The organism is Pseudomonas tremae, assembly GCF_001401155.1.
Taxonomy (GTDB): domain Bacteria; phylum Pseudomonadota; class Gammaproteobacteria; order Pseudomonadales; family Pseudomonadaceae; genus Aquipseudomonas; species Aquipseudomonas tremae.
Window position 1 is genome coordinate 20249 of the sequence record NZ_LJRO01000079.1, and the last position, 12117, is coordinate 32365.

At 57.0% G+C, this 12117-nt stretch carries 10 protein-coding genes, 1 pseudogene and 1 riboswitch; of the genes and pseudogenes, 5 read left to right on the plus strand and 6 right to left on the minus strand.

Going from position 1 to position 12117, the window contains the following annotated elements:
* The 6 genes and pseudogenes from ALO43_RS05760 to acnB form a co-directional block, all read right to left on the minus strand.
* Window positions 1-809, minus strand: a pseudogene (locus ALO43_RS05760) (PAAR domain-containing protein); the annotation flags it as partial.
* Between the two features lie 193 nt (window positions 810-1002).
* Window positions 1003-1422: a hypothetical protein gene (locus ALO43_RS05765; protein WP_054997232.1), complete on the minus strand. Its 420-nt coding sequence runs from the start codon at window positions 1420-1422 to the stop codon at window positions 1003-1005.
* A 158-nt stretch (window positions 1423-1580) separates the two neighbouring features.
* Window positions 1581-1997, minus strand: coding sequence for a hypothetical protein (locus ALO43_RS05770; RefSeq protein ID WP_024669050.1), 417 nt, complete (start codon window positions 1995-1997; stop codon window positions 1581-1583).
* On the minus strand, window positions 1984-3123 hold the full coding sequence (locus tag ALO43_RS05775; RefSeq protein WP_024669051.1) for a polymorphic toxin type 44 domain-containing protein: 1140 nt from the start codon (window positions 3121-3123) through the stop codon (window positions 1984-1986). Before ALO43_RS05775 ends, ALO43_RS05770 begins: the two co-directional genes overlap by 14 nt.
* A 296-nt stretch (window positions 3124-3419) precedes the next feature.
* Complete coding sequence (gene mntP / locus ALO43_RS05780; RefSeq protein ID WP_024668897.1) at window positions 3420-3989, minus strand: manganese efflux pump MntP; 570 nt, start codon at window positions 3987-3989, stop codon at window positions 3420-3422.
* Between the two features lie 6 nt (window positions 3990-3995).
* Window positions 3996-4161: riboswitch (yybP-ykoY riboswitch) on the minus strand.
* A gap of 107 nt (window positions 4162-4268) precedes the next feature.
* The gene (gene acnB / locus ALO43_RS05785; RefSeq protein ID WP_024668896.1) at window positions 4269-6869 is read right to left on the minus strand and encodes a bifunctional aconitate hydratase 2/2-methylisocitrate dehydratase; all 2601 of its coding nucleotides are present in this window, start codon (window positions 6867-6869) and stop codon (window positions 4269-4271) included.
* Window positions 6870-7271: 402 nt separating this feature from the next.
* On the opposite strand from acnB, the gene ALO43_RS05790 reads away from it, so the two are divergent.
* The 5 genes from ALO43_RS05790 to ALO43_RS05810 all read left to right on the plus strand — a co-directional run bounded on the left by ALO43_RS05790 (window position 7272) and on the right by ALO43_RS05810 (window position 11985).
* Complete coding sequence (locus ALO43_RS05790; RefSeq protein WP_005897353.1) at window positions 7272-7742, plus strand: DUF1289 domain-containing protein; 471 nt, start codon at window positions 7272-7274, stop codon at window positions 7740-7742.
* Window positions 7743-7827: 85 nt separating this feature from the next.
* On the plus strand, window positions 7828-8439 hold the full coding sequence (locus tag ALO43_RS05795; protein ID WP_024668895.1) for a MiaE family protein: 612 nt from the start codon (window positions 7828-7830) through the stop codon (window positions 8437-8439).
* A 147-nt stretch (window positions 8440-8586) separates the two neighbouring features.
* Window positions 8587-9075: a MarR family winged helix-turn-helix transcriptional regulator gene (locus tag ALO43_RS05800; RefSeq protein ID WP_005897348.1), complete on the plus strand. Its 489-nt coding sequence runs from the start codon at window positions 8587-8589 to the stop codon at window positions 9073-9075.
* Between the two features lie 99 nt (window positions 9076-9174).
* Complete coding sequence (locus ALO43_RS05805) at window positions 9175-10383, plus strand: HlyD family secretion protein (RefSeq protein ID WP_005897346.1); 1209 nt, start codon at window positions 9175-9177, stop codon at window positions 10381-10383.
* A gap of 63 nt (window positions 10384-10446) precedes the next feature.
* Window positions 10447-11985, plus strand: a complete 1539-nt coding sequence (locus ALO43_RS05810) for a DHA2 family efflux MFS transporter permease subunit (RefSeq protein WP_053932498.1) — start codon at window positions 10447-10449, stop codon at window positions 11983-11985.
* Window positions 11986-12117: the final 132 nt, after the last annotated feature.

Consider the following 12117-nt stretch of genomic DNA (forward strand, 5'->3'; position numbering starts at 1 on the left):
GTAGTAGTAGTAGTAGTAGTCGTACTTGCCTTGCCTATGGCGATACCTGCCAAACTTCGCGTGGATCTTTGGTTTGTGGTCCCAATCACGACCCTAGCCTACTCGCTCAGTCCAAAGGATCATGGCTGCCGCCACGTTTGAGGCGCCGATAGCTTGAGGGCTGGTGTTCCCTATTTGGGCGTACCAAGGCAGGTCCATTTTTTACGGGTCTCTTCCGCAACGTCATAGCTGAGCAGCTCTTTAATCTACAAGACGGAGGAGTGGTGGATATTGTTATTTATCTCGTCTGCGATGTAGGTCGCCAGCTTCTCCATCATGTTCGGATGCGTGCAGCCTTCAGGTCCATCATTTGGTACAGCTTCCTCTTCAGGCTTCTCACGGGCCGCATTTGGATTCACCAAAGCGTTTGCCGCCAAGGCTTTCTCCTCAAGCTTCGGGTCAGCCAACAAAGTCGCCATCTTCTCGTCATCCACGGAACCGTCTGGCCGGAAGGCCCCCAGCGCCATGAAGTTAATAATGGTCGCGCCACCAGCGTCGCCCATGACGAAGCCGCCACCGACATTACTGGAGCCCGTGATGATTGTCCCGCCGTGGCTGGTTGGGCTTCCCAGGTGGGCCATAGGACGGCCATTCACTTGAATAGAGGGGAAACCTGAAGTGATAACCGCCCCGCACCCGCAGGTATCACCCACACGTGCTGCGCCCATGCTGTTGATGTTGACGTCACCGGATGCAGAAGCGATAGGGGTTGTACCGTGACCCGGCAGTGGGCAGGCATGCTTGTCGCCCAATCGAGCTGAAGAAATCATTGCAGGCCGTCCTTATGTCTTTGATCCGTAAACAATAACCAGCGTTTAGTTGACGCATGGGAGGCTATTGGAAACGTGAAAGGGCGGTCTGTAGGAGAAGTCTTAATTTTCGCGTAGTGCCCTGAGAATCTGATCGGGATGTTATCTATATTTCTGCCTGTGGAGGGTGACATCGTCGTAGTGGTAACAAATCTTAGTGCCTGAAAGGGTCTGGCTGACCGGGGCAGGACTTCAACCGGGCAATGACGTCAGGGTCTGTCTTGGCTGTGTCGATCCTGCCGATATCATCAAGATAGATGTCTATCGTACTTCCCCATTCAGGCGTGATGTCGATGCACCTCTGAAAACCCTTGTCGGTCCACCAATCGAACATCATGAAAAAGTCCTTGTCAGGGAATATGTAGCTGAACTCTACGGCTGAGCCGCCGTGCCTGATATCACCCCTGTGGATTCTGTCTTGAGTGTTCCAAACGTATCGAAACTCCTCCTTGCTATTCGGAGAAAAATTGACCGCTACGACCGGGGAGGAAAAATACCAAAAAGCCACAGGAAGGATGACGAGTAGAAGAAGCATCCAGCGGCCATATCGGATCTTGGGTTTATTGACAGACATGTAGTTGGACCCCTTTAACCCATGCCTGGAGCGGTACTGCAAGCACTTCGTCCATGATCATCTTGGCCGTGATGCTTCCGTTGGGATTGAGAATCTGATCGGGATGTTATCTATATTTCTGCCTGTGGAGGGTAACATCGTCGTAGTGGTAACAAATCTTAGTGCCTGAAAGGGTCTGGCTGGCCGGGGCAGGACTTCAACCGGGCAATGACGTCAGGGTCTGTCTTGGCAATATCAATCTTACCGCTCCCATCAAGATAAATGTCCAACGTGCTCCACCGTTTGGGTGTGATGTCGATGCACCGTGGCGGGGTCTTATCAGCCCACCAATTGAACATCATAAAGAAATCTTCGTCGGGCAAAATATGACCGGCGTCACCGGTTGTATCACCTGGCATCAAGTCTCGTCGCAAGATCGAATGCTGCGTATTGAGCACGTAATGAAATCCATTTGAACCATCGGCTGAGTAATAAATGACGACCTTTGGCAGTGCCAAATACCATCCTGCGATCAGTAAGCAAGCGAAGCCTGTAATCCACCTTGCCAAGTAGGCCTTTTTCTCACTTGCAGACATGTGGTTGGACCCCTGTCGCCCAGTCGCCTATAGGTACGGCCAACACTTTGTCCATAACGATCTTTCCGGTAAGGCCGCCGTTTGGATATTCCTTGTAAAGATTCATCCCTATAATTATCGAAACCCTATCGGGGGTGTCATCCCATGCACGCATACCCTTAACTCCCTCAGTCTTTCGCGGGCCATCAAATCTCTTAGGGTTTTTTATGAGCCGCCAAGTGTCTGACCCAATCTGCTCAACGCCCGCACCGTCCAGTAAGACACTTTCAGAAAACCTACCTGCCACGCCAACGTAACCGTAGTGAACGTTTGACCAGATATCATAGAAATATTCATACCCTCCTTGCTTGTGCCATATCCCACCGAAAAGCTTCGTCAGTATCGGTTTATGGTCCCATGGCCTGTCTTGGCCGACACGCTCAGCCCAAATGGCAAACGCTTTGGTCTTTTTCACCAGTGCCATAGTGTAAAAATCCGGCCCTTGACCGAGTCGCAGGTAAAATGGCAGTGCAGCGTATTTACGTGTTTCCTCATCAGGATCAAAGCTGTTCAGTTCTTGCATCTGTCGAACTTCAAGACTATTGATGTTGGCGTTCATCTCGCCAGCTATATAGCTCGCCAGCTCCTCCATTTTGTCGGGATCTTTGCAAGCAACATGTTTCGCTGTTAACTCCGGCTTCACCTCTGACTCCTTACCGGCTGCCCTAGGGTCAACCAAAGCGTTTGCCGCCAAGGCTTTCTCCTCAAGCTTCGGGTCAGCCAAAAAAGTCGCCATCTTCTCGTCATCCACGGAACCGTCTGGCCAGAAGGCCCCCAGCGCCATGAAGTTAATAATGGTCTCGCCACCAGCGTCACCCATGACGAAGCCGCCACCGACATTACTGGAGCCCTTGATGATTGTCCCGCCGTGGCTGGTTGGGCTTCCCAGGTGGGCCATAGGACGGCCATTCACTTGAATAGAGGGGAAACCTGAAGTGATAACCGCCCCGCACCCGCAGGTATCACCCACACGTGCCGCGCCCATGCTGTTGATGTTGACGTCACCGGATGCAGAAGCGATAGGGGTTGTACCGTGACCCGGCAGTGGGCAGGCGTGCTTGTCGCCCAATCGAGCTGAAGAAATCATTGCAGGCCGGCCTTATGTCTTTGATCCGTAAATAATAACCAGCGTTTAGTTGACGCATGGGAGGCTATTGGAAACGTGAAAGGCGGTCTGTAGGAGAAGTCTTAATTTTCGCGTAGTGCCCTGAGAATCTGATCAGGATGTTATCTATATATTTCTGGCTGTGGAGGGTGGCATCGTCGTAGTGGTAACAAATCTTGAAAGGGTCTGGCTGGCCGAGGGAGACGGTGGTGTGAGAGGACGGCGGGTGTGAACCCGCCCCCTAATCGATTCTGCGTTTATAGGTCTCGGGCCGTCAATCAGGCGGCCGCAGACAAGTGCTCGTAAAGAATTGTCGCGCCGACCACGATCAGCACGATGCCGCCGACGATTTCAGCTCGTTTGCCGACCATGGTGCCGAGCACGCGGCCCAGCATCACACCGATAGTGACCATTACGGTGGTTGCCAGACCGATCGCCAGGGCAGCGACCATGATATTGACGTCGACAAACGCCAAGCCGACGCCGACCGCCAGGGCATCGATGCTGGTGGCGAACGCCGTGACGGCAAGAATCCAGAAAGAGTGTGAGCCGGGTTTTTCCTGCTCCTCATCATCGTGCTTGAGGCCGTTGTAGATCATGTGCAGGCCCAGCACCAGAAGCAGCGTGAAGGCGATCCAGTGGTCCCAGCTTTCAGCGAAGCGGGCGGCCACCTGACCAATGCCCCAGCCGATCACTGGGGTAATGGTTTCGATAGCACCGAATATCAGGCCTGTGCGCAACGCTTCGATAAAACGCGGCTTATGCAGGCTTGCTCCTTTACCAAGGGCCGCAGCAAAGGCGTCCGTGGACATGGCAAGCGCGAGAAATAGGAGGGAAATCGGGTTCACGGTTATATCCAGTCGGGCTATGAGTCAACGACGCAACCACACGCCCGACTTTAGGCATGGATGCATCGTTGGTCTCGCCAACCAGAAGGTGTTCGCACCACGGCATGCTGCCGAGAATGTTGATACGAACGCTCTGTGACCGGAGTCAAGAGCAGGCTACTCCCCAACAAGGGCGGCCACTATAGCCATGTAAATGTGAAAAATATATGTACAGAATTGCACGACGGCAAAAAGAACCCCATCACGAGGATGGGGTTCTTTTAATGCTTCGTCTCGTGCTTACACTTGCAACGCCGGGATGTTGGCGTTTGCAGCGGCTTCACGGAACTCTGCGATCTGATCGAAGCTCAGGTAGCGATACACGTCCGCCGCCATGGTGTCGATCTGATTGGCGTAGCCCATGTACTCTTCCACAGTCGGCAGGCGACCCAGAATCGAAGCTACGGACGCCAGCTCGGCCGAGGCCAGGTAGACGTTCGCGCCGTCACCCAGACGGTTTGGGAAGTTACGGGTTGATGTCGACACCACGGTCGAGTTCGGCTCAACGCGTGCCTGGTTACCCATGCACAGCGAGCAGCCCGGCATTTCCATGCGCGCGCCAGCCTTGCCGTAGATGCCGTAGTAGCCTTCTTCGGTCAGTTGGTGAGCGTCCATCTTGGTAGGCGGCGACAGCCACAGACGCGTTGGCAACTGGCCCTTGACCTGCTCCAGCAACTTGCCCGCTGCGCGGAAGTGGCCGATGTTGGTCATGCACGAACCGATGAACACTTCGTCGATCTTCTCGCCCTGTACCGAAGACAGCAGGCGCGCATCGTCCGGGTCGTTCGGCGCGCAGAGCACAGGCTCCTTGACGTCGGCCAGATCGATTTCGATGATTTCAGCGTACTCGGCGTCAGCGTCGGCTTCGAGCAGTTCAGGGTTGGCAACCCAGGCTTCCATCGCCTGAGCACGACGCTCCAGGGTGCGCGGATCACCGTAACCCTGTTCGATCATCCAGCGCAGCAGGGTGATGTTCGAGTTGAGGTATTCGATGATCGGCTCTTTGGCCAGCTTGATGGTGCAACCGGCAGCCGAACGCTCGGCAGAGGCGTCAGACAGCTCGAACGCCTGTTCGATGCTCAGGTTATCGAGGCCTTCGATTTCCAGGATGCGGCCGGAGAACGCGTTCTTCTTGCCTTTCTTCTCTACGGTCAGCAGGCCAGCCTGGATCGCGTAGTAAGGAATGGCGTGAACCAGGTCGCGCAGGGTGATGCCAGGTTGCATCTTGCCCTTGAAGCGAACCAGGATCGATTCAGGCATGTCCAGTGGCATGACGCCAGTGGCAGCGGCGAACGCCACCAGGCCGGAGCCGGCCGGGAACGAGATGCCGATCGGGAAGCGGGTGTGCGAGTCACCACCGGTGCCGACGGTGTCTGGCAGCAGCATGCGGTTCAGCCAGCTGTGGATGATGCCGTCGCCCGGACGCAGCGAAACACCGCCGCGGGTCATGATGAAGTCAGGCAGCGTGTGGTGCGTCTTGACGTCGATCGGCTTCGGGTAGGCTGCCGTGTGGCAGAACGACTGCATGACCAGGTCGGTCGAGAAGCCCAGGCACGCCAGGTCTTTCAGCTCGTCGCGAGTCATCGGGCCAGTAGTGTCCTGGGAGCCGACGGTGGTCATCTTCGGCTCGCAGTAGGTGCCAGGACGCACGCCTGTTACGCCGCATGCCTTGCCAACCATCTTCTGCGCCAGGGTATAACCCTTGGTGCTTTCAGCTGGCTGGTCAGGGGTCTTGAACAGGTCGAATTCCGGCAGGCCCAGTTCGGCGCGAGCCTTGCTGGTCAGGCCGCGACCGATGATCAGCGGGATACGGCCGCCAGCGCGGACTTCATCGAGCAGCACCGGGGTCTTCATTTCAAAGGTGGTGATGACTTCGTCGCTGTCGTGCTTGCAGACCTTGCCGGCATAAGGGTAAACGTCGATCACGTCGCCCATGTTGATGTTCGAGACATCGAATTCAATCGGCAAAGCGCCGGCATCTTCCATGGTGTTGTAGAAGATCGGAGCGATCTTGCTGCCGAAGCAGAAACCACCGGCACGCTTGTTCGGTACATAAGGAACGTCGTCGCCGAAGAACCACAGCACCGAGTTGGTGGCCGATTTACGCGAAGAACCTGTACCGACCACATCGCCGACGTAGGCGATAGGGAAGCCCTGGCCGCGCATTTCTTCGATCTGCTTCATCGGGCCGATAGAGCCCTGAACGTCAGGAACGATACCTTCACGGGCCATTTTCAGCATAGCGAGTGCGTGCAGCGGGATGTCCGGGCGGGACCATGCATCAGGTGCCGGGGACAGGTCGTCGGTGTTGGTTTCGCCGGTGACCTTGAAGACGCGCAGGCTGATCTTGTCGGCCAGCGTCGGGCGCCTTTTGAACCACTCGCCGTCAGCCCAGGACTGAAGGACAGCCTTGGCGTGGGCATTGCCGCTCTTGGCTTTTTCGGCCACGTCGTGGAAGGCGTCGAACATCAGCAGGGTGTGCTTGAGTTGTTCGGCAGCGACTGGCGCGAGGGTGGCGTCGTCGAGCAGTTCGACCAGGGTGACGATGTTGTAGCCACCTTGCATGGTGCCCAACAGTTCGGTCGCGCGTTTTTTGTCAATCAGGGGGGAAGTGGCTTCGCCCTTGGCCAAGGCAGACAGGAAACCGGCCTTGACGTAGGCGGCTTCGTCAACGCCTGGCGGAACGCGATTGGTGATCAGGTCGACAAGGAAAGCTTCTTCGCCAGCCGGGGGATTTTTCAGCAGCTCGACCAGGCCTGCAGTTTGCTCGGCGTTAAGCGGCTGGGGCACGATACCCTGGGCGGCACGCTCTTCGATGTGTTTACGGTAGGCTTCAAGCACAGTATTAACCCTCATCAGTGGTCCCAAATGGGTGTCCGGGACGCTCATCCAGAAACCGTCCGCGCCCACGCAAGGCTTATTGAACCTTGTTGGCAGGGTGTCGGCGGTTCCTAACAGAAGCTGTTTTCAAAGTTTTACGCCTGCAGAACGGGGGGAGTGACGGTCGACACGGCCATTCTTGATGAGGGAATGGCCTGTCGACGCCGCGATGCGGGGTTAACCTGACTGTGCTCGTGACGCTTTGAAAACAGCTTCCAACGGACATTGGCGCCTTAAAAGGCTCGCTGATTCTACGCCAAAACTTCGTTAAAGGTAAGTTAGACCCTACATCTTCGGGGGTGAACTTGCTTAGACAAAGGGCTAACATACCTGCCTGTTTTGCCTTCCGCAGTCTTGCCTGCCATGCCCGATTACATCATCAAAACCCCCTGCGTCGGCCTTTGCTCCACTGTTTACGGGGACCTGGTGTGCCGTGGCTGTAAACGGTTCCATCATGAGGTCATCCACTGGAACGGCTACAACGAGGACGAAAAAAGAGCCGTCTGGCTGCGTCTGGAGCAATTGCTGGTTCAGGTCATGACCGCCAAGCTCGAAGTCTTCGATGTCGACAAGCTGCGCACGCAGCTCACCCAGCGCAAGATCCGTTTCGTGCCGCACCAGTCCGAATATTGCTGGGCCTACCAATTGATCGCACGTGGCGCACGGGTCATCAGTCAGGTCGAGGCGTACGGTTTCGTGTTGTTGCCGGAGTTCCGCGACTGGACGTTGCCCGAGCTGCGCGACGCGATCGACCGGGAATTCTTCCTTTTGTCAGAGGCGCACTATCAGCGCTACATCGCTCCGGGCTTTCTGCGTGACGCATTCGGGGCCTGACCCTCTGCCGCATGCATTTGTGTCGCGAGTCCCCGGTCCTGCTCGTATAATGCCGGGCCGTGCCTTTCCGTCATTCTGTGAGCTTATGTACCCGATCCCTGAAATCGAAGCCTTTCTGCTCTGCCGCACTCCCGACAGCTGGGTTCAGGCCGCATTGAACAACCTGGATATCCTGTTGATCGATCATGCGAACAACGAGAAGAAAGCCGCCGGTGCAGCGTTTCAGTTCATGTTCCAGTACAACGACAAGTTCGACCTGTTGAGCAAGATGTCGCGTCTGGCCCGTGAAGAGCTGCGCCATTTCGAGCAGGTGATCAGCATCATTCGCAAGCGCCAGATCCCGATGGCCAATATCAGTTCAGCACGCTATGCCGGGGCGCTGCGCAAACTGGTGCGCAATCACAACCCATACCGATTGACCGATGCCCTGATCGTGGGTGCCATTGTCGAAGCCCGCTCTTGCGAACGCTTTGCTGCGCTGGTGCCGCACCTCGATGAAGAACTGGCCAAATTCTATGGCGGTCTGCTGAAGTCCGAAGCCCGGCATTTTCAGGATTACCTGAAGCTCGCCTACAGCTATGGCGACAAGGCGGATGTGGACGCCAAGATCGAAGAGATCCGTCTTGCCGAGCGCGAACTGATCGAAAGCCCGGATGAAGAGTTCCGCTTTCACAGTGGCGTACCTGTCGCCGCCTGAACCTGCCCGCACTCCAAAAAACGACCGTCTTGCCAACGGTCGTTTTTTTATGGGTATTTAGTAAGCAAGCTAATAAATGCTTTGACAACGGCTGTCTAGGCAGTAATATTTTGCAATCACTGCCTAAGCAGCTATCAAGGTGTTTCCTTGAAACATTTCACTCCCGAAAATTTCGATTCCACGCTGATCGGCTTGTTGGTCGGACGTACCAATGCGCTCAAAGACCGCGCGCTCGACAAATACCTGCTGCCTTATGACGTGACGTTTGCGCAGTTCAAGGTGTTGATCATCATTGCTCAGTTCGCCACTGACACGCCGGTGGAGTTGTGTCGGCACCTGTCGCTGGACAGTGGCTCGATGACGCGCATGCTGGATCGTCTGGAGCAGAAAGAACTGATCGTGCGGACGCGTTCGGCGACGGATCGTCGTCAGGTTCGCCTTGCGCTGACCGAGCAGGGGCAAAAGCTCTCCGACCTGTTGCCACAGATCGGTGCCGATGCCATGAACGAGATCTTCGCCACGCTCGACGCGGAGGAGGTTGCGACCCTGCAGCGGATCCTCACCAAAGTGCTGGTGGCCGCTGATGACCACATCACTCTCACTCGTTTGAGCTTCAATCCCAAAGCCAAAAGCTGAACGGCACGACAGGGCGAGCACGCGCAAGCCTGTTCGCAGCCACAGCCCTGACCGGGCGCTGGCCACTGTCACGCCGTCGCTGACTACAAGGTAATCGTCATGGCTACTGCCGCCACCGAAAACACATCAGAATCGTCGCAAGAGAAAGATGCGCATCCTGGCAAGCGCAAGTTCCTGTTGATCGGGCTTGCAATCATTGTCGTGCTTTGCGGGCTGGGCATCTGGGCCTGGTACGAGGTCTATGGACAATGGAGCGAAGAGACCGACGACGCCTACGTGAACGGTAACGTGGTCGAAATCACACCGCTGGTGACCGGCACCGTTATCAGTATTGGTGCCGATGATGGCGATCTTGTGCGCGAAGGGCAGGTTTTGCTCAAGTTCGACCCTAGTGATGCCCAGGTCTCACTGCAAAGCGCCGAGGCCAACCTGGGCAAGGTGGTGCGTCAGGTGCGTGGTCTGTACAGCAACGTCGATGGCATGAAAGCCCAGATGGCCGCGCAACGTGCCGCCGTGCAGACCGCTCAGGACAACTACAACCGTCGCCGCAGTCTGGCAGCGGGCGGCGCGATTTCTCAGGAAGAACTGTCCCACGCCAGAGACAGCCTGACCAGCGCGCAAAGTGCGTTGAACAACCTTCAGCAGCAGTTGAGCACCAGTGTGGCTCTGGTCGATGACACGGTTGTTTCTTCGCATCCCGATGTGAAGGCTGCTGCAGCCCAGTTGCGCCAGGCCTTTCTGGCCAATGAGCGTTCGACGCTGGTGGCGCCAGTGACCGGTTATGTGGCCAAGCGGTCTGTGCAGTTGGGGCAACGCATCCAGCCGGGCACCGCGACGATGGCAGTCATCCCGCTGGATCAGTTGTGGATCGACGCCAACTTCAAGGAAACCCAGCTGGGCAAGATGCGTATCGGTCAGCCGGTGGAAATAAGCTCTGACCTGTACGGCAGCGATGTGAAGTACAGCGGCACCATCGACAGCCTGGGCGCAGGCACCGGCAGTGCCTTCGCGCTGTTGCCCGCACAAAACGCAACCGGTAACTGGATCAAGATCGTCCAGCGCGTACCGGTGCGGGTGCATATTAACCCTGAAGAGCTGGTGCAGCACCCGCTGCGCATCGGTCTGTCGACTACCGTCGAGGTCAATCTGCACGATCAGAGCGGCCCGGTGCTGGCGCAACAGCCGCGTAAACAAGCGGCTTTCAGCACCCAGGTGTATGCCGAGCAACTGGCCGACGCCGACGCGCTGATCACTCGTCTGATTCATGAGAACAGTGCTTCCGGCGGCAAGAACTCCGCGCAGCGCTGAACCGCCAATCCGTGAACTCCGGCCGGCTGGCCGGGGAGACGCACTTGCTTCCAGGGATTCGCGATGAGCAACAACGCCCCCGCTTCTTTTACGCCGCCGAGCCTGTTGATGTGTACCATCGGCTTGTCGCTGGCGACCTTCATGCAGGTGCTCGACACCACCATTGCCAACGTGGCGCTGCCGACCATCGCAGGCAACCTCGGGGTCAGCTCGGAGCAGAGCACCTGGGTCATCACCTCGTTTGCTGTCAGCAACGCAATCGCACTGCCGCTGACCGGCTGGCTGAGCCGTCGGTTTGGTGAGGTCAAACTGTTTCTGTGGGCCACCATCCTGTTCGTGATCGCGTCGTTCCTGTGCGGTATTTCCCAGTCGATGCCTGAACTGGTAGGTTTTCGCGCGTTACAGGGCATCGTGGCCGGGCCGCTGTATCCGATGAGCCAGACACTGCTGATCGCGGTATACCCACCTGCGAAGAGGGGGATGGCATTGGCGTTGCTGGCGATGGTGACGGTGGTTGCGCCAATCGCCGGGCCGATTCTGGGCGGCTGGATTACCGACAGTTACAGCTGGCCGTGGATCTTCTTCATCAATATCCCGATCGGCCTGTTCGCTGTGATAGTGGTGCGTACGCAAATGGCCAAAAGACCGGTCAGCACAGCCCGCCAGCCACTCGATTATATCGGCTTGCTGGCGTTGATCGTGGGCGTCGGTGCGTTGCAGGTCATCCTCGACAAGGGCAATGACCTGGACTGGTTCGAATCGAATTTCATCCTGTGTGGTTCATTGATTTCCGTGGTCGCGCTGACGTTCTTCGTGATCTGGGAAATGACCGACAAGCACCCCATCGTCAACCTGAGGCTGTTTGCCTACCGCAACTTTCGCATCGGTACGCTGGTGATGATCGGTGGCTATTCCGGTTTCTTCGGCATCAACCTGATATTGCCGCAGTGGCTGCAGACCCAAATGGGCTACACCGCTACCTGGGCCGGATTGGCGGTGGCACCGATCGGCATCCTGCCGGTGCTGATGTCACCCTTTGTCGGCAAGTACGCGCACAAATTCGACCTGCGCTTGCTGGCAGGGCTGGCGTTTCTGGCGATGGGGCTGAGTTGCTTCATGCGTGCAGGCTTTAATACCGACGTGGATTTTGAACACGTGGCGATGGTGCAGCTGTTCATGGGCATCGGTGTGGCACTGTTCTTCATGCCGACCCTGACCATCATGCTGTCCGATTTACCGCCTGATCAGATCGCCGATGGCTCGGGGCTGGCGACGTTTCTGCGGACTCTGGGCGGAAGCTTCGCAGCCTCTCTGACCACCTGGATCTGGATCCGTCGCGCCAACCAGCACCATGCCTACCTGAGTGAAAATATCAGCACTTTCGACCCGGCCACCCGCCACGCCCTCGACAGCCTGGGCGGCGCCAGCCCGCAGGCCTATGCGCAACTGGAACGGACTCTCAATGCGCAGGCTTACATGATGTCCACGGTGGATTACTTCTACCTGTTGGGCTGGATCTTTGCCGGTCTTATGCTGCTGGTCTGGCTGGCCAAGCCACCGTTCGCCGCCAAGGCCGGACCCGCGACTGCGGGAGGGCACTAGTTTTTTATGCGTTACGTGCAGCCGCTGCCAAAGAAGTGCTTTTCGACCACGATGGTACTGGCGACGCAGAACCGCCGTGTGACGCAGAGCGTGACGAAAGGCGCTGCAACGCGGGGCTTGGGAGCGAGAACC

Excerpts from the sequence above, each read along its gene's own strand:
- ALO43_RS05765 (WP_054997232.1), bottom strand. The coding sequence starts at position 1,422 with ATGTCTGTCAATAAACCCAAGATCCGATATGGCCGCTGGATGCTTCTT.
- ALO43_RS05770 (WP_024669050.1), bottom strand. The coding sequence starts at position 1,997 with ATGTCTGCAAGTGAGAAAAAGGCCTACTTGGCAAGGTGGATTACAGGC.
- ALO43_RS05775 (WP_024669051.1), bottom strand. The coding sequence starts at position 3,123 with ATGATTTCTTCAGCTCGATTGGGCGACAAGCACGCCTGCCCACTGCCG.
- ALO43_RS05790 (WP_005897353.1), top strand. The coding sequence starts at position 7,272 with ATGCCCGATTACATCATCAAAACCCCCTGCGTCGGCCTTTGCTCCACT.
- ALO43_RS05795 (WP_024668895.1), top strand. The coding sequence starts at position 7,828 with ATGTACCCGATCCCTGAAATCGAAGCCTTTCTGCTCTGCCGCACTCCC.
- ALO43_RS05805 (WP_005897346.1), top strand. The coding sequence starts at position 9,175 with ATGGCTACTGCCGCCACCGAAAACACATCAGAATCGTCGCAAGAGAAA.
- ALO43_RS05810 (WP_053932498.1), top strand. The coding sequence starts at position 10,447 with ATGAGCAACAACGCCCCCGCTTCTTTTACGCCGCCGAGCCTGTTGATG.